We start from the raw sequence: 21003 nt of genomic DNA, 5'->3' as shown, positions 1-21003 counted from the left end.
GCTGTGGTCCAACTCAGCCCGGCGAAGGCCTTCGGTCATGCGGCGCGAAACCGCCCTCATGCTCCTTTCCCGCGGGCCTGGCTCGCGAGACCGAGCGGACGCGACTCAGACCCCGTGCGCGAGCTCGACGATGCGCGTGAGCTGATCGGGGTCGGTCTCGGGGGGAACGCCGTGACCGAGGTTGAGGATGTGGCCCTTGGCGCCGCGCCCGCGCTCGATCACGTCGCGCACGTGGGCCTCGAGTACCGGCCACGGGGCCTGCAGCAGTGCAGGGTCGATGTTGCCCTGCACGGCGACGTCGTCCCCGACGATGCGGATCGCCTCGTCGAGCGGCATCCGCCAGTCGACGCCCACGGCATCCGCGACCCCGTCGAGACGCATGTCGGCCAGGAAAGGGCCGGTGCCGACGCCGAAATGGATGCTGGGCAGCCCGATCCCGTCGAGCGCCGCGCGCGAGTGCGGAGCGACGAAGGCGCGGTAGTCGTCGGGGCTGAGCGAGCCCGCCCACGAGTCGAAGAGCTGCACGACGGATGCTCCGGCATCGCGCTGGATCTCCAGGAAGCGGCGCGAGATACGCGACAGCCATCCGGCGAGGCGGTTCCACGAGTCGGGGTCAGCGTGCATCATGGCGCGGGCGCGCAGGTGCTCCTTCGACGGGCCGCCCTCTACGAGGTACGCGGCGAGCGTGAACGGGGCGCCTGCGAAGCCGATCAGCGGGGTGGCGCCGAGCTCAGCGGTCGTGATACGCACAGCCTCGGCGATCGCGGTGCCGTCGAGGTCGGCCGGGTCGATCGCGGTGACGCGGGCGACGTCCTCGGCGGTGCGCACGGGGTCAGCAAACACCGGGCCGCGGCCGGGCTCGATCTCCACCTCGACGCCGGCCAGGCGCAGCGGGATGACGATGTCGCTGAAGAACACGGCGGCATCCACCGTGTGACGGCGCACCGGCTGCAGCGTGATCTCGGCCGCGAGGTCGGGGGTGAGGCATGCATCGAGCATCCGGGTGCCGACTCGCAGCTCGCGGTACTCGGGCAGCGACCGGCCCGCCTGACGCATGAACCAGACGGGGGTGCGCTCGGTCTTCTCGCCCGCGAGCGCGCGCAGCAGATCACTCATGCCGCAATCCTCGCACCGGCTGGCTATGGATCTCCCGGCCCGCAGCTGGTAAGGCAGCCCTCAGATGACTCTCATAGTCTCGAGGCGTACCCTGGAGGGGTGCTGCTCTGCGTCACGGCGAGTCACAAGACCGCCTCCTTCGACCTGCTCGAACGCCTCAGCCGCCACCCCGAAACCGTCGCCCCGACCCTGATCGAAGCCGGTGCGCAGGGAGCAGTCGTCCTCGCCACCTGCAACCGCTTCGAAGCCTACGTCGAGGCGGACGACGCCGATGAGTTCGGTGCGGAGGCGGTCGTGGAGGCCGTCGCGCAGGCCACAGGCATCCCCTCCGAGGATCTCGAGAGCTCTCACCAGGTCGTGAACGGGCGACGCGTCGCCGAGCACCTCTTCGCCGTCGCCTCGGGCCTCGAGTCGGTCGTCTCGGGCGAGGGCGAGATCGCCGGTCAGGTTCGCAGCGCGCTCAAGGGCGCGCGCAAGCAGGGCACCACCTCCCCTGAGCTCGAGCGCCTGTTCCAGCGCGCCAGCCAGGCGCAGCGCAAGGTGAAGAACGTCACCGCGCTGCACCGCGCCGGCCGCTCACTGGTGCGACTCTCGCTCGAACTCGCCGACAGCCGCATCGCCGACTGGTCGACCGAGCGCGTGCTGCTCGTCGGAACCGGCAACTACGCCGCCGTGACCCTCGCCACGCTGCGCGAGCGCGGCGCCGTCGACATCTCGGTGTACTCCCCCTCGGGCCGCGCGGAGCTGTTCGCCAAGAAGCACGGCATCCGTCCCGTCTCGGCGGCCGACTACGCGACGGTCGCGCAGCGTTCGTCGCTGCTCATCACGTGCACCACCGCGACCGAACCGGTGCTCGGCGCGGAGCAGCTGCAGCGCCCGGAGCGCGCGGCCGTGGCCGGCTGCCCCGTGAACCACGTCTCGTCGCAGCTCGTCATCGACCTCGGGATGCCGCGCAACGTCGACCCCGCCGTCGCACAGCTCGAGGGCGTCGCGCTGCTGGATCTCGAGACCATCCGCCTGCACGCGCCGCTCGAAGAGCTGCAGGCCACGGATGCCGCTCGCACCGTCGTGCGCGAAGCGGCCGACAGCTTCCACCTCGCAGGCTCGCGGCAGAGCGTCACCCCTGCGGTGGTCGCGCTTCGCACGCACATCTTCGGACTGCTGGAGGACGAGATCGCGCGCGCACGCCGCCGCGGCGACGCCGATGGCTCGGTCGAGCAGGCGATGCGCCACCTCGCCGGCGTGCTGCTGCACACTCCGACGGTGCGCGCGCACGAGCTCGCCGCCGACGGTCGGGCCGACGAGTTCATCTCGGCCCTGTCGACGCTGTACGGTCTCACGCCGGATGCCGACGAGGCTGAGGAGCAGGCGACCGCCTGAGCCGCGGCATCCGCTCCTGAGGAGCCCTCCCGTGCGCGAGACTGGGGCGATGAGCGACCTTCTCGACGACGGCCCCTTCTTCCACGGCACGGCCGCGGCGCTGCAGCCCGGCGAGCTTCTCAGAGCCGGGTTCTCGTCCAACTACCGGCCCGAGATCACGATGAACCACATCTACTTCACCGCCCTTCGCGATGGCGCAGGTCTCGCCGCCGAGCTCGCGGCCGAGCTCGGCTCGGGCGACAGCGAGCCGCATGTCTACCTCGTCGAGCCGACCGGCGAGTTCGAGAACGACCCCAACGTCACCGACAAGAAGTTCCCCGGCAATCCGACCCGCTCGTACCGCAGCCGTCATCCGCTGCGGGTCGTCGAAGAGGCGCACGACTGGACCCGCCTGACGCCGGAGGCGCTGCAGACCTGGCGTGACACCCTGGCGGCGATGCGCGAGAACGGCCGGGGCGAGATCATCAACTAAGGGCTGCCCCGCCTGTCACCCGAACCCGAGATCGCGAACCCGCTGCGTCTGCCCCAGCTTGACCAGCATGTGATCGAGAGCATCGCCCTCTCGCCCGCATCCCGACCACGGTGCTAGATCAAAAATGCTGCTCCGCACCAGCCGGGAGGTGCGTTTCTGATCCCGCATCACCTGTTCTCCCGCCGTCGCGGTGCCAGACTGGTCAGATGGCCCTTCACGTCACCGGAGACGTTCTCTCATAGGTGAGTCCGACACCCGGAAAGGCCATGCTGCACGTATGAAAGAAACTCGATTCAAGATCAGTGCGTACGGCCTGATCAGGCGCGAGGGGCAGATCCTTCTGGTCCGTTACGTCGACCCGCAGACAGGTCGCAAGTGGTGGACGTTGCCCGGAGGAAAGCTGGAGCACGGCGAGGACCCTGTAGACGCCGTGGTGCGGGAAATACATGAGGAGACCGGCTATGACGCGTCCGTGAAGACGCTCTTGGGTGTGGGCTCTCGCGTGAACGATGTCGACTGGGGAATACCGGGTGGGGCCGAGCTGCACGCCGTCGGCGTGTACTACATCGTCGACATTGTCGGCGGCACACTCGTGAATGAGGATGACGGAAGCACCGACGAAGCCCGGTGGTTGCCTGAGGAGGATGTGGTCGACCTGGACCGCGCCGTCGTGGTCGACATTGCCCTGGACCTTGAACGCCGTCGCCCCGCTGATGGACGTCCCGTCTCCGTGGCCGTCGTCGACCGGCTCCGGCACTGAGACTGCGTGTGTCGAAAGCATCGCCCTGCTCGCCCGCATCCCGACCACAGTGCCGGATCAAAAACGCTGCTCCGCACCACCCGGGAGGTGCACTTCTGATCCCGCATCATCCTGTTCTCCCGCCGTCGCGGTGCCAGACTGGTCAGATGGCCCTTCACATCACCGGAGACACCGCCGCCGACGACCTGCTCACCCACAACCCGCTGGCCCTGCTGGTGGGGATGCTGCTCGACCAGCAGGTGCCGATGGAGACCGCATTCGCCGGCCCCCTCAAGATCGAGCAGCGCACCGGCGCCGCGGACGCCGCATCCATCGCCGGCATGGACCCCGACGCCTTCCTCGAAGCCTTCAAACAGACGCCGTCCGTGCACCGCTTCCCCGGCTCCATGGCGACCCGGGTGCAGACACTGTGCCAGACGATCGTCGACGACTGGGGCGGCGACGCCGCCGCGCTGTGGACCGACGGCGATCCTGACGGCCCTGAGGTGCTCAGAAGGCTGAAGAGCCTGCCGGGCTTCGGCGAGCAGAAGGCGAAGATCTTCCTCGCCCTGCTCGGCAAGCAGTACGGCTTCACCGGCGCCGGATGGCGCGAGGCAGCCGGCGACTACGGCCAGGAGGGCTCGTTCCGCAGCGTCGCCGACATCGTCTCGCCCGAATCGCTCACCAAGGTGCGCGAGCACAAGAAGGCGATGAAGGCCGCGGCCAAACAGGGGACGAAGTGAAGCCCACAGGGGGCAGCGTCGCCGCGTTCATCGCCGACGTCACGCCGGCGCCGCGGCGACGGGATGCCGAGACGCTGACCGCCCTGCTGCAGGAGATCTCCGGACGTGAGCCCGAGCTGTGGGGCAGCATCATCGGCTTCGGCAGCTGCCACTACCGCTACCCGACCGGCACCGAGGGCGATATGCCCGTGCTGGCTTTCGCCCCGCGCAAGGCCGCGTCGACGCTCTACCTCGACAGCACCGAGCGGCATGGCGACGCGCTCGCCCGGCTCGGTCCGCACACCGTCGGCAAGGGATGCCTCTACATCAAGGATCTCGCGAAGGTCGACCTCGACGTGCTCCGCCCCATCCTCGAGGACGTGCTCTCCTGGACTGAGGCCGGCGGCGACGGCTACGCGCAGATCACCGTCGAGGGCTGACGGGTCGGCTAGACAGAGCAGACAGAAGTTCGCCGCCGGTGTATCGCCCGGCGGATGCGGGGGCGGGAGTGCCTCCGCATCCGCCGGGATCAGCTCATCGACCGCAGGCAGGCACGGCGTACGACTCCACGAGTTCGAGCACGCCGTGCGGGCCGTCCACGCTCACCGCGAACCCGCCGTCAGCCGTAGCCGCGCCTTTGGCGTGCTGCACGACCACGCGGCTGTCGCCCTCGAGGATTCCGTGGAGCGACCGGCCGCCCAGGGACGACACGACATCGACGTCCAGGCTCGCATCATCGTGGCTGTCGATGCGCACTTTCAGCTTGACGTCGCCCCCGGCGCACGTCGCCTCTGCGGACACATCGACGTCGTACCAGGGCGCACGGTACGCGGTGGCGTGACCGGTGAGCTCCTCGGTGATGGCCGACAGGTAAGCGGAGTGATCCGCGGCGGTGAGGTTGTAGGTGACGTAGACGCCTAACCCCTCGTCGACGGTGCGCTGCGCGAGCTCGACCGCGCGGCTCTGGCTCGTCTGCGTCAGATCCACCGCCGCGGCGCCGAACTGCGCCTTGGTCATGCCCGGCACCTGCGGCGGGTTCCAGCTGCCGTAGTACGGGTTCCACGAGTAGTCGAGGTTCTCGGCCGCGCCGGTGGCCTCCCAATCGGTGAGGTCGTACGTCGGACCGATGTTGTAGAGCGTGATCAGCTTGTCGGGTCCGAGGCGATCGCGCAGTTCATCGAGCAGGTAGGCGAACGAGGTGCTGTTCGGCTGCGGGGTGCCGTTGGTGCCGTACTTCGACCACTCGTCGTCGAAGTCGATGCCGTCCAGTCCGTACGTCTCCACGGCATCCGCGAGCTGATCGGCGAACGCGCCCGCGCTCTCGCGGGAGGTGAAGTTCGCGAATCCCGCGCCCTGGTGGTTGCCGAGCACCGACAGCAGCACCTTCGTGCCGCGCTCCTGCAGCGGACGGATCTGCGTCTCGGCGTTCTGCAGCGTCTCGGTGACGCGCTCGTTGAAGTGCAGGTACGCCTCGCCGCGCTCGACGTCGTAGTTGATGTTCGCTGCGAAGATCATCGCCAGATCGAACACGGGGCGGTTCGTCCCCTCGAGCGTGTAGTCGGCGACGTTGGCGAGGTCGTGGTTGTTGACCTCCACATAGACGACGCGCTTCGGCTCGTCGCCGGTCGCGGCGTCATCGGCGGATGCGGCGGCCGGCGCCGCCAGCGCGGCCAGCGCCAGGCCGAGCGTCGCGACCGCAGCCGTTCCGCCCCTCCGGAGGCGTCGTGAGATGGACTCGTCCATGTCATTCCTTTCGTTCGTGCTTCATCGCATTTCCAGGGGACATCGAGTCAGGGCGTCGGGTCGCCCAGGTCGAAGAGTTCGAGTTGCCGCAGTGTCACGGATGCCGAACGGGCACGCACGCGCAGCATCCGCGCGGTGACGGGCACGGCGAACTGGAACGGCGTGGTGCGGTCGGCGATGAGCGGCTCACGGTGCGTCGTCGCCACGTCGCGCCACGTCTCGCCGTCATCGCTCGCCTGCCACGCGACCGCGTCGTCCGGGGCGTTGCACGCCGCGGTGATCGTGACGTCGGTCACGCGGTGCGGGCGGTCGAACATCCAGCCGGCCGATGCGGCGGACACCGCCGTATGCGTCGCGGCACCGTCGTCGAAGAGCACCGCGTGGGCCGGGTCGAGCGGACCCCCTCCGGCCGCGGTGAGGTCGGGATGCCACGCAGCGGCGGGTTCCGCTGCCGCCCACAGCGGGCTCGCGGCGGCCTCCGCCTCGTCGGCGGTGAACGCGAGGGCCAGCTCGACGTCGCCGTGCAGGGCGTCGATCGGCAGCACGGCACGATCGAGCGGCGTGCCGTTCAGTGCGGCCGACACGAGGTGGCGGGCGTGCGGATGCGGTCGGTGAGCCCGCACGCGCAGGGTGCCGCCCCCTGCGCGGCGCACGCGGATGTCGTCGAAGAGAGGCGACCCGATGCGCAGCTCGCCCGATGCGAGCTCGAGCGGGTAGAGCCCGAGGGCGGCCCACAGCCACCACATGCTCATCTCGCCGTTGTCCTCGTCACCGGGGAAGCCCTGGCCGATCATCGCTCCGGCGAAGAGCCGGCCGGCAAGACCGTGCACCAGCGCTCCGGCGCGCCACGGACGGTCGCCGTGCACGTGCATCCAGGGGATGTGGTGCGCCGGCTGATTCGACAGCGCGCACATGCCGCTACGCTGCGCTCGCGCCTCACGCTGCTCGTGGATCACGACGCCGTAGCCGCCCGCGAACGCGACGTCGGCGGTCTCGGGTTCGGCGAACAGCCGATCGAGATGCGCCCGCAGTGCCGCCGGCCCCCCGTGCAGCGCGGCGAGGCCGGCACCGTCGTGCACGGCGCTGACCGACATGCCCCAGCCGTTCGTCTCGACGTTGTCTCCACCCCACACGCGCGGGTCGAACGTGTCCGAGAACCGGCCGGCGACGTCCTTTCCGCGGAAGAAGGCCCGTGCCGGGTCGAACAGGGCGCGGTACGACAGGGCCCGGTTGCCGAAGTACCGTGCGTAGACCGTGAAGCGGGCCGCATCGTCGCCCTTTGCGGCCAGCCGTTCGGCGAAGCGGGCGATGGCGGCATCCGATATCGCGTTCTCGAGGCTCCAGCTCATCCCCTCCGGCACATCGCTCGAGACGTACCCGGCGAACCGGCCACGCGCGATGCCCTTGCGTCCCTTGCGCGGATCCGCGCTGGGCTCGCAGGCGTTGCGCCACGCCGGGTCGAATGCCGCGCGCTCGTCGAAGCGCACGCCCCACCGCTCAGCGTCCGCGAAGATCTGGTCGCTCGAGGTGCCGACCATGGAGTCCACGTAGCCCGGGGCGCTCCACCGCGCCATCCAACCGCCGCGGCGCGCCTGCTGCAGCATGCCGTCGAGCATGCGGCCGCAGCCCTCTGCGTCGAAAAGAGCCAGTGCCGGCCACACCGTGCGATACGTGTCCCAGTAGCCGTTGTTGACGAACAGCTCGCCGTCCGCGACGGGGGCGCCGGTGAACTCGTCGCCGTGCGGCGCGGCGGTGGCCATCGGGTCGGCGAACCGCAGATGCGGGTCTTCGACCGTGCCGACGTTCTCGGCCGACGTGTTCGGATAGAGGTGCAGCCGGTACAGCGCACTCGCGATCTGCGTGCGCGCCTCGTCGTCGGCGAGCGCCCGCCACGGCTGCTCCGCGGCATCCGGTTCGGGCAGTTCGACGACGCAAAGACGTCGGTTCCATTCGTCGCGCAGCGCATCGCGCAGGTCGTCGAACGCGAGCGACGCCGGCAGCTCCTGCGCCAGCGAACGACGCGCCTGTTCCACGGACAGGAACGATTGCGCGATGCGCACCTCGACGACGCCGTTCGCGCGTACGGTCTGCTCGTCCACTCGGGCCTCGCCGAGCACGATGCCGGCGAAGTACGCGCGCGGAGGGTTGCCCCAGTCGGCAGTGCCTTCCGGCGTCCAGCCGTCGAAGGCGCCGTCGCCATGGAAGGTGACGCGACCCTCGCCGTCTGGCGATCCGATCGAGAAGGCGACGGGGTCGGATGCGGCCTGCGACGCGATCCGGAAGGCGCCGCCGTGCGACGTCGCCGTCATCTCCACCTGCGCCCCCGCGTGCAACCCGCCGTCGCGCAGGCCGGCCGCGTAGACGTGCGGGCGCGCGTACTCGGTGGCGGGGACGATCCGGGGCGTCGCAGGGCCGCCGAGAACCGGTCGCACCTGCAGCACGCCGCGGTCGCCGATCCACGGGCTGGGCTGGTGCGAGAACTGAAGCGCCGCCAGCGGACGGCCGTGTTCGTCGTCGTGCACCGACCAGCGGTACGGCCATCGGGTGTTCCCGGGGTCCGTCGCCGGCGTGAGGAAGCAGAATCCGTGCGGCACGGCCGTGATGGGGATCGTGTTGCCGCGCGAGAAGCGGTCGCCGGAGTGGCTGCCGCGTCGCGTGTCGACGCGTTCGACCGGCGTGGGACGCACGGCATCCGTCGCGCCCCGGGCGAAGGCGGCATTCACACGTGTGCCGAGGACCACCTCGACGAAGCCCTCCGCCGGGTCGCCGCCGGCGAGGCTGTCGCCTCCGAGCACGATCTCGACGCTCGCTCTGCGCCCGGCCCACGGTCGGAGCGAGACCGAGTCGGCGTTCCACTGCTCCGGCATCGACCACGCCGCCTCGAACTGTGCGGCCGGGGTCATCGCGAACCCGTAACGGTCGCGCACGCGGGGCTCGGCGCTCAGCCTCGAGCCGTCGTCGAAGACCACGTCGATCGTCACGGCGAGAGCCGCATGCGGCGCGTGCACGGCCGCGGGCCCGTCGGCGTAGAACGCCCAGTGCACGACCGTCTCGGGGGTGACCGCGACGTCGTCGAGCTCGGGGATCGGCATCCGCTGCTCTCCGCCGGCCGGGTCGAACCGGAACGCGTGCACCGGCCCTCCGAGCACGCCCGCGTGCGGACGCGACGAGGGCGGGTCGGCCGGGCCGGCCGCCGGCCGCAGCTCGGCAGGGATCATCCCTTGACCGCACCCTCTTGCACGCCGTTGAAGAAGAACCGCTGCATCACCGAGAACAGCACGATGATGGGGATGAGGGCCACCATGGTGCCCGCGGCGATCATGCGCGGGTCGGGCGAGAAGTTGCCGTTCAGGTAGGCCATTCCCACGGTCAGCGTGTAGTTCGCGGGGTCCGTGAGAACCATCAGCGGCCACAGGTAGTCATCCCACGCGCCGATGAACGTGAAGATCGCCACCACGCTGGCCATGCCGCGCACGTTCGGCCACACGATGTGCCGGATGCGCTGCCACGTCGTCGCGCCGTCGACGGTCGCCGCATCGATGACGTCCTTGGGGATCATGCGGCACGCCGTGGCGATGAGCAGGGCGTTCATCGCCGAGATCGCACCGGGAAGGTAGACGCCCCACAGCGTGTTGGCCAGGCCCAGCGAGTTGATCGTGAGGAGGTTCGCGGTGATGGTCACCTCACCGGGCAGCAGCATCGTCGACAGCAGGATGCCGAGCACGACGAACTTGCCGCGGAACTTCATCAGCGCCAATGCGTAGCCGGCGAAGACCGACAGGATCACGTTCGACAGCACTTGGCCGACGGCGACGAGCAGCGAGTGCCAGGCGTAGGTGTACACCGGCACGATGTCGGTGACCTTGCTGTAGTTCTCCAGCGTCGGATCGACCGGGATGATGTTCGGCGGAAAGATGTACAGGTCGTCCAGCGGCCCCTTGAACGACGTCGACAGCTGCCAGACGAAGGGTCCGATCACCAGGAGCATCACCAAGATCATCAGCGCGTACCGCATGATCAGGCCGGCGAGCGTCGGTTTGCCGAAGTCGCCGGATCCGCTGCGGCGGAAGCTGCGCTCGCTGCGGATGCGCTGCGGCGTTTCCTCGGCGGTCGCCGGGCGCGTGTCGACGCTCATCAGCGCACCTCCGTCGTCTTCTTCTCGCGGTTCATGAACGCGATCACGATCAGCGGCAGCAGCGTCAGAAGGAACAACGCCACACTGATCGCCGCCGCGTAGCCGAGATTGCCGTTCAGGCCGGAACCGACCCGGCGGATGAGCATCACGATCGACATGTCATAACCGCCTGGCCCGCCGGTGCCGTTGGAGAGGATGTCGAGCTCGGTGAACACGCGCATCGCCGAGACGGCGATGAGCACCGAGATGAGCAGCATCGCGCCGCGCACGCTGGGGATGGTGACGCTGAGGAAACGGCGGAAGCTGCCGGCGCCGTCGAGCATGGCCGCCTCGTGCAGCTCCTTGCCGACGTTGCCGAGCGCCGCGAGGTACACGACCATGTAGTAGCCCAGGCCCTTCCAGACCGTGAGCAGGATCGCGCAGGCGAGCAGCCACCAGCGGTCGACGAGGAACGCGACGGGCTTGTCGGTCAGACCCATCCACTGCAGGGCCTCGTTGATGACGCCGCGGCTGTCGAACAGCCAGCTCCAGATCAGGGCGACCACCACGACCGAGGCGATCACCGGGAAGTAGAAGGTGGTGCGGAACACCGCGATGCCGGGCACGTTCTTCTCGACCAGAAGCGCCAGCAGCAGCGGCAGGATCGTCAGCAGCGGCACGCACACGACCACGTAGATGAGGCAGGTGATCAGGGCGTAGCCGAACTGCTCGTCCTGCAGCAGCCGCTCGTACTGGGCGAACCCGACGGGCTGCACCGCGCGCAGTGGCCGCGCATCGGTGAAACTCAGAACGACGGTGTTCAGGAACGGCCAGAGCGAGAACACCAGCACCCAGACGACGGCGGGCCCGACGAGCAGCCAGGGTGTGAACCATCGATGGGATCTCATCGTGCGCCTCCTCGCGGGTGCTGGTGTTCTCGTGCTCACTGGTCGATGCGGTTCTGGTTCGCGTAGTCGACGATCTTGTCGAGCGCGTCCTTCGGGGTCATGTCGCCCTTGATCGCGAGTGCGATCTGCTGGTTGAGGTACGTCGACATGTCACCCGTCCACTGGAACGGTGTGGCCTTGGCCTTCGGCAGCGATTCGAACATCAGAGCCATCGCGTCGGCCTGCGCCGGCTCGAGGTCGGCCTGGACGGCCGAAACGACCTCGTCGGCCCCGCCGGCCGTGCCGGGCGCGAACCCGCCGCCGGTGAGGATGGCGAACTCGACCTGGTTCTCCTCGTTCGTGAGGAACTTCGCGAAGGCGAGCGCGGCCTCCTTGTTGTCCGAGTCGTTCGAGATGTTGATGCCCTGCACGAACAGCGGCGGCGTGCCGGGGCGGGCAGTGGCGACGCTGGTGTCGGCCAGGGTCGGCGCCTTCGTGCGCAGGTCGCCGGCGAAGCCGGGCCCGCCGGTGGTGTAGGCGACCTTGCCCTGCAGGAACATCTCGGCATTGCCGGCATAGCTGCCGGTGAGCGCCTCGGCGGGCATGGCGCCGGCCGCGTAGGCGTCGGCGTACTTCTGCACGATCGCCTCGGCTTCGGCGGTGTTGAAGGCGAACGTGCCGTCGGCGTCCATGACGGGCAGTCCCGCGGCGACGAACGTGTCGAGACCGGGCATCGACGAGACGAGCTGCACCTTTCCGTCGGAGTCGGTGGCGACCTTCTCGGCGGCGTCGAGCCACTCGTCCGTCGTGCTCGGCAGGTTGTCCTCGGTGATGCCGTAGGGCTGCAGCGCGGCGAGGTTCCACCATGACGCATCGCTGCCGAGGTACCACGGCAGCCCGTACGTGCCTTCCACGCCGCTGTAGTCGCTGTAGGCGTCCCAGCCGCCGGCGTTGTACATGTCCTTGAGCGCCGGGTCGGCCTTGTCGAGGTCGAGCAGCTTGCCGGCCTGCACGAGCGGGAAGGCGATGTCCGGCGGGAGGTTGAGCACGTCGGGCAGGGTGTTCGAGTTCGCCTGGCTGAGGATCTTGTCCTGGTAGCCATCACCCGGCTGGTCGATCCAGTCGACCGTCACATCGGGGTGCTCCTCTTCGAAGGCCGCGATGAGGTCTTCGAAGTACGGCGTGAACTTCTCGTTCTTCAGCGACCAGGTCTGGAACTGGATGGTGCCGCTGAGTTCGCCGGAAGTGTCGACCGGGCCGGCGTCGCCGCCGCCTCCGGCCGTGCCGCCCGTGCAGCCGGTCAGGGCCAGGGCCGTCGCCGCGGCAACGCCGAGGGCGAGAGTCGATCGGATCTTCATGGACGTTCTCCTTCGAAGGGGTCCGGGATGCGCTTCGTGTGGAGGCCGCATCGCTAAACCGTTATAGTGACCATAGCATTACACACGGACGCACCCTCGTCCAGCACCGAATCCATCGAGCACGAACGATCCGGGTCCAGAAAGGACTGCGATGTCTGCGACCTTCTCCGCCGGCGCACCGCTGCGCTTCGGGGCGAACTACACCCCGGCGACGGACTGGATGCACTCCTGGATGTCGCTCGACCTCGACGACGTGCGACGCGACTTCGCCGGCCTGGCCGAGCTCGGCCTCGACCACGTGCGGATCTTTCCGCTGTGGCCGCTGCTGCAGCCCAACCGCACCCTGATCCGCGCCGAGGCGGTGGCCGACGTGCGCGCCGTCGTCGACGTGGGCGCCGAGTTCGGGCTGGACGTCAGCGTCGACGTCATCCAAGGTCATCTGTCGAGCTTCGACTTCATGCCGTCGTGGCTGTACACCTGGCATGACAAGAACATGTTCACCCACCCCGACGCGCTCAGCGGCCAGGTCGCCCTCGTCGAGCGCCTCGGCGAGGCCCTCGGCGAGACGAAGAACTTCCTGGGGTTCACGACGGGCAACGAGACCAACCAGTTCTCGGCATCCGTGCACCCCTCACCGTGGCCGGTGACCACCGCCGAGGCGGCGCACTGGATCACCACCCTGCTCGACGCGGCCGATGCGTCCGCGCCCGACCAGGAGCACGTGCACAGCGAGTACGACGCCGCCTGGTATCTCGACGGACACGGCTTCACACCCGCCCACGCCGCGCGGCTCGGGGCGATGACCACCGTGCACTCCTGGATCTTCAACGGCACCGCGCAGCGGTACGGAGGCCGGTCCGCGGCATCCGATCGCCACGCCGAGTACATGATCGAGGTGTCGCGCGCCTTCGCCGTGGATCCGCAGCGGCGCACCTGGCTGCAGGAGGTGGGCGCTCCGTCGAACTGCCTGACGCCGGACGAGACGCCCGGGTTCCTCGAGGCGACGGTGCGCCATGCGACGCGCACCGCGAACCTGTGGGGCGTCACGTGGTGGTGCTCGCACGACGTCAGCCGGACGCTCGCCGACTTCCCCGAACTGGAGTACTCCCTCGGGCTGATCGACCAGTCCGGCGCGGCCAAGCCGATCGGCCGGCGATTCGCCGAGATCGTCCCCGAGCTGCGCGTCCGGCGCGACGTGCCGAAGCGCGAGCTCGGCATCGTCATCGAGGTCGACGAGGATGACACCCCCGTCAGTCGCGGTGCCCTCGCGCCGGGCGGCCCGATCTTCGAGGCGTGGGTCACGGCGTGCGCGGACGGCGTGGATGCGACGTTCGTCACCTCTGCGGATGCCGCGGACCCGGCCGCCCTGGCCGCGCGCGGGATCACCGAGCTCGTGCGCCCCGACCTGTCTCAGGGCGTCGCGGTCTACTCGTCGAACAACACCGTCGTCGACTGATCGCGACCCGCCGCGATCACGCCTTCGGGCGACCCGTGCTCTCGCGCACGGTGAGCACGGGGCGCGGTCCCGTGCGGTCCGACAGGATCTCCGCGGCGTCGATCTGCTCGAGCAGGAAGGCCGCGGCCTGCTCGCCGAGCCCGAAGGTGTCTCGGGTGAGGCAGGTGATCGACGGGTGCATCAGCCCGGTCACGACGGAGTCGTCGAAGGATGCCAGCGAGAGCTCACCTGGCACCGACACGCCCATCTCCTGCGTCACGCGCAAGCCGGCGATCGCCATGGTGTCGTTGTCGAAGACGACGGCCGTCGGCCGCTCGCGGCGGCTCAGCAGCGACCGCATCACGGACGAGACCTCGATCGGCGAGTAGTCGGTGGCGATCGTCTCGCCCACCACGTCGCGATCGGCCATGGCCGTGAGCACCCCGGAGCGCAGCCGGGCGTGCTCGTACTCCGCCGGACCCGAGATGTACACCACGCGCCGGTGACCGAGGCCCGCGATGTACCCGAACATCGTCTCGGCCGCCTGCGCGTCGTCGAGCCAGATCGTGGCCGGATCGTCATCGCTGGACGGGCGGCCGCCGATCACGACGGCCGGCAGACCGAGCGAGCGCAGGACCTCGGGCCTGGGGTCGCCCTCGCGCGGGTCGAGCACGATCACGCCGTCGACCTGGTTGGCGCTGCGCCAGCGGCGGTAGGTCGCGATCTCATCGGCGATCGACTGGACGACCACCAGCTGCAGACCCATGCGATGCTCGGCCAGCGACGACTGCGCCCCCGCGATGAGGTCGGTGAAGAACGCCTCCGCACCGAGCGTGCGCGCCGGGCGGTTGACGGCGAACCCCACCACACCGGCGCGTGCGCCGACCAGCGCACGAGCCGTGGAGCTCGGACGCCACTCGTGCTCGTCGGCGATCGCGAGGATGCGCCGGCGTGTCTCCTCACTCACCCCTGGCCGCCCGTTCAGCGCGAAGGACACCGCGCCGGGCGAGACCCCCGCCTGTCGCGCGATGTCCGCGATGGTGACACGCTTGGCCCGTGACATAGACTCACCGTACTAGATCGTTTTAGCCGCCGTACCCCTCGGACGGTCGCTGACATTCTCCCACTGCGAAGGAGCACTGCCCGTGCACGAAGAGACCTCGCTCACCGTCGGCCGCGTGAACCGCGTTCTCACCGAGCGCGTCCGGCCGGCGATCCATTCCGCCCGCAGGCCGCTCGAGATCGAGGCGCACCAGCTCCCCGGCGAGCCGATCACCCCTGCCGAGGGCCTGGCGCTGGACTTCGAGCCGTTCGCCGCCGGCAGCATGTGGGGGCCCGCTTGGGGCACGACCTGGTTCCGGGTGCGCGGGGTGGTGCCCACGGAGTGGGCCGGCCGCAAGGTCGAGGCGCTCATCGACCTCGGCTTCGACGTGAACATGACCGGTTTCCAGTGCGAGGCGCTCGCGTACCGCCCCGACGGCACGCCGATCAAGAGTCTCAATCCACGCAATCAGTGGCTGCCGATCGAGGTCGATGCCGACGGTTCAGTCGAGTTCTACCTCGAGGGCGCATCGAACCCCGTGCTGCTCGACTACCACCCCTTCCTGCCCACGCAGGAGGGCGACATCCGCACCTCGTCGCCCGAGCCGCTGTACCGCGTGCGGCACATGGACCTGGCGGTGTTCGAGCCGGAGGTGTTCGAGCTGTCGCTCGACCTCGACGTCCTGGTCGAGCTGCAGGCCGAGCTGCCCGAGACCAGCCCCCGCCGCATGCGCATCCTGCAGGCACTCGACAACGCACTCGACGCGCTCGATCTGCAGCGCATCGTCGAGACCGCATCCGACGCGCGCGCCGAGCTCGCCGAGGTGCTCGCCTCGCCCGCCGACGCCAGCGCCCACCGCATCGCGGCGGTCGGTCACGCGCACATCGACTCCGCCTGGCTGTGGCCGGTGCGCGAGACGATCCGCAAGGTCGCCCGCACCACGTCGTCGATGGCGACGCTCATCGACGAGCAGCCCGAGTTCCTGTACGGCATGTCGAGCGCCCAGCAGTACGCCTGGATCAAGGAGCACCGCCCCGAGGTGTTCGCGCGGGTGAAGGATGCCGTCGCCGCCGGCCGCTTCCTGCCCCTGGGCGGAATGTGGGTCGAGTCCGACACCGTCATGCCCACCGGCGAGTCGCTGGTGCGCCAGTTCTCGCACGGCCAGCGCTTCTTCGAGCGCGAGTTCGGCATCCGCTCGAAGGGCGTGTGGCTGCCCGACAGCTTCGGCTACTCCCCCGCCCTGCCGCAGCTGATGCGCCGGGCAGGGTTCGAGTGGTTCTTCACGCAGAAGATCTCCTGGAACCAGCGCAACGTCTTCCCCCATCACAGCTTCCTGTGGGAGGGGATCGACGGCTCGCGGATGTTCACCCACTTCCCGCCGATGGACACGTACAACTCGCAGCTGAGCGGCATGGAGGTCGCGAAGGCCAGCCGCCAGTTCAAGGAGAACCGGGTTGCGACCATGTCGCTCGCCCCGGTCGGCTGGGGCGACGGCGGCGGCGGCACCACGCGCGAGATGACCGGCCGCGCGGCGCGGATGGCGGACCTCGAGGGCTCCGCGAAGGTGGAGTGGAAGCATCCCGATGACTTCTTCGCCGACGCCCGCGCCGAGCTGACCGATCCCGCCGTCTGGGTGGGCGAGCTCTACCTCGAGCTGCACCGCGGCACCCTCACCAGCCAGCACGCCACCAAGGCGCTGCACCGCTGGGCGGAGCAGGCGCTCATCGAGGCCGAGCTGTGGGCGGCGACGGCATCCGTGCGGCTGGGCGCGTCGTATCCGCACGAGGAGCTCGACCGGCTCTGGCAGCTGGTGCTGCTGCACGAGTTCCACGACATCCTTCCCGGCACGTCGATCGCGTGGGTGCATCGTGAGGCAGTCGACGTGCTCGGAGACGTGCTGTCGGATGCTCGCACGATCACGGATGCCGCGATGCAGGCGCTCGCCGGCGACGGCGACCGGGAGCTCGTCTTCACGCCGACATCGGTCGGGGGCGGAAGGGCGCTCGGGGCGAGCGAGATCGAGCGCTCCACCGCATCCTCCGGCCTTGCCGAGGAGGCCGGAGGCTTCCGTCTGGAGAACGACCTCATCTCGGTGCTGGTCTCCTCCGAAGGCCTCATCGTCTCGGCGGTCGACAAGTCCACCGGTCGCGAGGCGATCCCGGCGGGGAAGACCGCGAACCTGTTCCAGCTGCACCAGGACTTCCCGAACATGTGGGACGCGTGGGACATCGACCGCTACTACCGCAATCGCGTGGACGACCTGACCGCGGCTTCCTCGATCACCGCCTCCCTCGAGGGCGACGCCGCGACCGTCGTCGTGAAGCGGGAGTTCTCGCAGTCGGCGATCGAGCAGACGATCGTGCTGCAGCCCGGCTCGCGCACGGTGCTGCTGCGCAACAACATCGACTGGCACGAGACCGAGAAGCTGCTCAAGCTGGCGTTCCCGCTCGACGTGTTCGCCCGCGAGACGCTCGCCGAGACGCAGTTCGGCTTCCAGCGCCGGGTCACGCACGTGAACACCAGCTGGGAGGCGGCGAAGTTCGAGACCTCGATGCACCGTTTCGTGCTGGCGCAGGAGGACGACGGCTTCGGCGTCGCGCTCGTGAACGACTCGATCTACGGCTACGACACCACCCGCGATGCGGACGGCGACGACGTCACCACCACCATCCGCCTGTCGCTGCTGCGCGCTCCGCGCTTCCCCGACCCCGACACCGACCACGGACCGCACGAGATCGAGGTGGGTCTCGTCGTGGGGGCGGACGCCGCGATCGCCACGGCCGAGGGCATCAGGCTCAACGCACTACCGACCGTCGTGCGCGGGGCGAACGAGGTGGAGCCGCTCGTCTCCGTCACCGGTTCGGGCATCGTGGTGTCGAGCGTGAAGCTCGCCGACGACCACTCCGGCGACGTGATCGTCCGCGTGTACGAATCGCTCGGGCGCCGCACCCGGGGTGAGCTGTCGGTCGGATTCGAGCACTCCGGCATCCGCGAGGTCTCGCTCATCGAGGACGAGCTCGACGACGCGCGCACCGGCGGCGAGATCTCGCTCAAGCCGTTCGAAGTGCGCACGCTGCGCATCGCGCGCGGCTGACGTCGCGAGGGGTCCCGCACGAAGAACGAACACCGAGAGCAGGACGGATGCCGCGCATCCGTCCTGCTCTCGGTGACTGCGCTGTTCTCAGCCCGCCATGGTCGTGCCTCCCGAAGTGGGTCAACGGCGATCGCGTCAGCGGCTGCCGTAGCGCTCCACGATCTCGGCGGTGAGCGGCGGCCAGATGCGCTTGTGCTCGTCGCCGAAGGCGACACCCGACAGGAACGCCGCGGCGAGATCACGGGAGCGGTCGACGAACAGGAAGCTGCCCTGCCCGCCGAAGTGGCCGGCAGTCTCGGGCGGCAGGGCGTCGCTGAGCCAATGCGGGCTCTTCGCTCCCTTGAGCTCGAAGCCCAGACCCCACTGATTGTCATCGAACGAGCCGTAGCCGGGAACGACCCCGCGCAGCCCGGGTCGAGAGACCATCAGCGCGAGGTCGCGCAGGGCCGCGGGGATCAGCGTGGGCCGCAGCACCTCGCGGCCGAAGACCAGCAGATCCGCGATCGAGGCGGTGTACCCGGCGGACGGCCGCCCCGTCACGTCGATGTCGGTGAGGCCGAGGGGCAGGGTGACCTCGCGGGTCATCCAGTCGGAGAAGTCCATGCCGACGGCGTCTGCGATGTGCGCACCGAGGGTGTCGAACCCGGAGTTCGAATAGATACGGCGTGTGCCGGGAGCCGCCTGCGTCTGCTCTCCTTCGAACGGAAGTCCGCTGGTGTGATCGAGCAGGTTCAGCAGCGTGGAGCCCTCGGGTCCGGCCGGCTCGTCGAGATCGACGAGCCCGCGCTCGACGGCGATCAGCGCTCCCCAGGCCGACAGGGGCTTGCTCACCGAGGCGAGCGCGAGGGCGGCATGCGGATCGCCCTGCACCGCGAGGGTCCGCTCAGGGTCGGTGACACCGACCAGGGCGGTGTGCGGGAAGCCGTCGGTCGCGGCGAAAGTCGTCGTCTCCACCCTGCCATCGTCGCACGCCGGCCGGTCGCCCCCGCCTCGCGAGAAGTCGAAAGTGTGCGTTATCACCGCGCATAGCCGACCTTTTCGACCTTTCGACGTGCCGGGCGCGCGCGCGGGCGAGGCCCCGATTCCACCGTGGAATCGGGGCCCGGATGCTGCGAGTCAGGCGCCGCAGATCCCCGCCCGCCCCTCGCTCACCTGCACGCGACGCGATCCGGCCGCACGCCGCGCCCAGCGCCTGTCGTGCGTGACGGTGACGACCGCGCCCTGGAAGCCGTCCAGCGCGTTCTCCAGCTGCTCGACGAGCTCGGGATCGAGGTGGTTCGTCGGCTCGTCCATGAGCAGCAGGTCGCAGGGCACAGCCAACGCGATCGCCAGATCCAGACGGCGGCGCTGCCCGACCGACAGATCGGGCACGAGGCGCCCGAACTCCTCGTCACGCAGCAGACCGAACGCCGACAGCCTCGCCGCCGCGTCTTCGGGGTGCAGACCGACCGCGCGGGCGAAAACGTCGACGACCGTGCCCGTCTGCGCCGCTTCGACGTCCTGCCGCAGCCACGAGACGCGCAGATCAGGCGTGCGCTCGACGGTGCCACCCTCGGGAAGGATCTCGCCGGCGAGCAGCCGCAGGAGCGTCGTCTTGCCGGCGCCGTTCGGACCGGTCACGAGCCATCGGTCGCCCGGCTGCAGCATCCACCGATCGACTCGCAGCCTGGCACCGGAGTCGCGGCGAACCTCGTCCACTGTGATCAGCGGCTCGCCACCCGGACCCGTCGGGTCTCCCGCGTCCATGGCGAACCGCAGCGGCTCGGGCGGCGGCATGACCGGCTCCGACCGCAGCCGGGCGACCCGCTCCTTCGCCATGCGGATGCGACCCATCGCGCCGTGGTCGCGACTGCGCGCACGGAAGGCGCCATGGCCGAAGCCGTCGAGCTCGAGCTTGCGCGGGATCGCACTGAGGCGGAAGGCGTTCGCGGCGACGAGCGCCTCGTTGCGGGCGAGCTCCGCCTTCCATTCCTCGTGCCGCTCGGCCTGACGGCGCCGCTCGGTCTCGCGTGCGGTGAGGAACCCCGAGTAGCCGTCGCCGTAACGGCGCAGACCCGCATCCTGCACGTGCACGATGTCGTCGGCGAACCTCTGCAGGAATGCGCGGTCATGTGTGACGACCACCATCGCGCCCCGGTGCGAGGCCAGACGCTCCTCGAGCCACGTGAGGCCGGCATCGTCGAGGTCGTTGGTCGGCTCATCCAGCAGCAAAAGCTCCGCCATCGACGACAGAGCAACGGCGAGCGCGAGCCGGGCACGCTCCCCGCCCGACAGCTCGGCGACGCGGCGCGAGCGATCGACGTCGCCCAGACCCAGCTGCTGCAGGGCCGCATCCACACGCTGATCCACGCGGTGACCGTCGCGCGCCTCGAATCGATCGATCAGCCGTGCGAGCTCGTCGAGCAGCGCCGACTGCTCGGCGGGGTCGGCGTCCGCCAGCTGATCGGAGACCTCCTGGATGCCGGTCTCGAGGGCACGCAGGTCATCGAGAAGCATGTCGATGGCATCCTGCACTGTCGCCGCCTCGGGAAACCGCGGATCCTGCGCGGCATGTGCGATGCCACCGGGGATGCTGACCCGAGCGGCGCCGTCGACCGGCAGCACAGCGCCGGCCAGCAGATCGAGCAGGGTCGACTTGCCTGCGCCGTTGTCGCCGATGATCGCCAGGCGATCGGTGGCGCCGACCACGAGATCGATGCGGTCGAGGACCACACGGTCGGCGAAGCGGACGGTCACAGAGCGCAGCTCGCACATGCGATGCGAGCGGACGGGCGCGTTGGAGAGAGCAGAAGGGAACATGGGAACTCCTCTCCGCGACGATCGACGATCGACGCGGCGATTCACGCATCCGGAGATGCGGATCGGAACAGGGACCTCGAAGGCGTCGATCAGACGACGCGA

At 69.5% G+C, this 21003-nt stretch carries 16 protein-coding genes; 7 read left to right on the top strand and 9 right to left on the bottom strand.

Annotated elements, in window-relative coordinates; translation table 11 throughout:
- Positions 1-105: 105 nt before the first annotated feature.
- Positions 106-1116 carry a uroporphyrinogen decarboxylase gene (hemE, locus tag ACFWH5_RS07080; RefSeq protein ID WP_378833281.1) on the bottom strand — a complete coding sequence of 337 codons (1011 nt, stop codon included), beginning with the start codon at positions 1114-1116 and terminating at the stop codon, positions 106-108.
- A 99-nt stretch (positions 1117-1215) separates the two neighbouring features.
- Between hemE and ACFWH5_RS07075 the strand changes: the two genes are divergently transcribed.
- The 5 genes from ACFWH5_RS07075 to ACFWH5_RS07055 all read left to right on the top strand — a co-directional run bounded on the left by ACFWH5_RS07075 (position 1216) and on the right by ACFWH5_RS07055 (position 4869).
- Positions 1216-2496, top strand: a complete 1281-nt coding sequence (locus ACFWH5_RS07075; RefSeq protein WP_378833279.1) for a glutamyl-tRNA reductase — start codon at positions 1216-1218, stop codon at positions 2494-2496.
- A 49-nt stretch (positions 2497-2545) separates the two neighbouring features.
- Positions 2546-2968 carry an NAD(+)--rifampin ADP-ribosyltransferase gene (gene arr / locus ACFWH5_RS07070; RefSeq protein ID WP_378833276.1) on the top strand — a complete coding sequence of 141 codons (423 nt, stop codon included), beginning with the start codon at positions 2546-2548 and terminating at the stop codon, positions 2966-2968.
- A gap of 277 nt (positions 2969-3245) precedes the next feature.
- Complete coding sequence (locus ACFWH5_RS07065; protein WP_378833275.1) at positions 3246-3728, top strand: NUDIX domain-containing protein; 483 nt, start codon at positions 3246-3248, stop codon at positions 3726-3728.
- Between the two features lie 146 nt (positions 3729-3874).
- Positions 3875-4450 carry an HhH-GPD-type base excision DNA repair protein gene (locus ACFWH5_RS07060; RefSeq protein WP_378833273.1) on the top strand — a complete coding sequence of 192 codons (576 nt, stop codon included), beginning with the start codon at positions 3875-3877 and terminating at the stop codon, positions 4448-4450.
- A complete protein-coding gene (locus tag ACFWH5_RS07055; RefSeq protein ID WP_378833271.1) occupies positions 4447-4869 on the top strand; it encodes a DUF1801 domain-containing protein in 423 nt (140 codons plus the stop codon). Before ACFWH5_RS07060 ends, ACFWH5_RS07055 begins: the two co-directional genes overlap by 4 nt.
- A gap of 94 nt (positions 4870-4963) precedes the next feature.
- On the opposite strand, the gene ACFWH5_RS07050 is transcribed toward ACFWH5_RS07055, so the two are convergent.
- Genes ACFWH5_RS07050 through ACFWH5_RS07030 form a run of 5 tightly spaced genes read right to left on the bottom strand, consistent with a single transcriptional unit; the run spans position 4964 to position 12531 of the window.
- A complete protein-coding gene (locus ACFWH5_RS07050; protein WP_378833269.1) occupies positions 4964-6172 on the bottom strand; it encodes an endo-beta-N-acetylglucosaminidase H in 1209 nt (402 codons plus the stop codon).
- 47 nt (positions 6173-6219) lie between these two features.
- On the bottom strand, positions 6220-9390 hold the full coding sequence (locus tag ACFWH5_RS07045) for a glycoside hydrolase domain-containing protein (RefSeq protein WP_378833267.1): 3171 nt from the start codon (positions 9388-9390) through the stop codon (positions 6220-6222).
- A complete protein-coding gene (locus ACFWH5_RS07040; protein WP_378833265.1) occupies positions 9387-10307 on the bottom strand; it encodes a carbohydrate ABC transporter permease in 921 nt (306 codons plus the stop codon). The genes ACFWH5_RS07045 and ACFWH5_RS07040 overlap by 4 nt, the downstream gene beginning before the upstream one ends.
- Positions 10307-11194 (bottom strand): carbohydrate ABC transporter permease, encoded by an 888-nt coding sequence (locus ACFWH5_RS07035; RefSeq protein ID WP_378833263.1) that lies wholly within the window; start codon positions 11192-11194, stop codon positions 10307-10309. Before ACFWH5_RS07035 ends, ACFWH5_RS07040 begins: the two co-directional genes overlap by 1 nt.
- 35 nt (positions 11195-11229) lie before the next feature.
- Entirely contained in the window at positions 11230-12531 is a 1302-nt protein-coding gene (locus ACFWH5_RS07030; protein WP_378833261.1) for an ABC transporter substrate-binding protein, read from the bottom strand.
- A 151-nt stretch (positions 12532-12682) separates the two neighbouring features.
- On the opposite strand from ACFWH5_RS07030, the gene ACFWH5_RS07025 reads away from it, so the two are divergent.
- Positions 12683-13987 (top strand): glycosyl hydrolase, encoded by a 1305-nt coding sequence (locus ACFWH5_RS07025; RefSeq protein ID WP_378833259.1) that lies wholly within the window; start codon positions 12683-12685, stop codon positions 13985-13987.
- A gap of 16 nt (positions 13988-14003) precedes the next feature.
- Here the strand turns inward: ACFWH5_RS07025 and ACFWH5_RS07020 are convergent, their stop codons facing one another.
- Positions 14004-15029 carry a LacI family DNA-binding transcriptional regulator gene (locus ACFWH5_RS07020; RefSeq protein WP_378833257.1) on the bottom strand — a complete coding sequence of 342 codons (1026 nt, stop codon included), beginning with the start codon at positions 15027-15029 and terminating at the stop codon, positions 14004-14006.
- Positions 15030-15111: 82 nt separating this feature from the next.
- Between ACFWH5_RS07020 and ACFWH5_RS07015 the strand changes: the two genes are divergently transcribed.
- Positions 15112-18102: an alpha-mannosidase gene (locus ACFWH5_RS07015; RefSeq protein WP_378833255.1), complete on the top strand. Its 2991-nt coding sequence runs from the start codon at positions 15112-15114 to the stop codon at positions 18100-18102.
- A gap of 135 nt (positions 18103-18237) precedes the next feature.
- Here the strand turns inward: ACFWH5_RS07015 and ACFWH5_RS07010 are convergent, their stop codons facing one another.
- Together ACFWH5_RS07010 and ACFWH5_RS07005 are read right to left on the bottom strand one after the other, a co-directional pair.
- A complete protein-coding gene (locus ACFWH5_RS07010; protein WP_378833253.1) occupies positions 18238-19056 on the bottom strand; it encodes a serine hydrolase domain-containing protein in 819 nt (272 codons plus the stop codon).
- Positions 19057-19218: 162 nt separating this feature from the next.
- On the bottom strand, positions 19219-20856 hold the full coding sequence (locus ACFWH5_RS07005) for an ABC-F family ATP-binding cassette domain-containing protein (protein ID WP_378833564.1): 1638 nt from the start codon (positions 20854-20856) through the stop codon (positions 19219-19221).
- Positions 20857-21003 lie beyond the last annotated feature (147 nt).

The organism is Microbacterium sp. NPDC058345, from assembly GCF_042723855.1.
Classification (GTDB): Bacteria; Actinomycetota; Actinomycetes; order Actinomycetales; family Microbacteriaceae; genus Microbacterium.
Note: the sequence above shows the minus strand (reverse complement) of the source record. Positions and strands in the feature narration are given on the sequence as shown.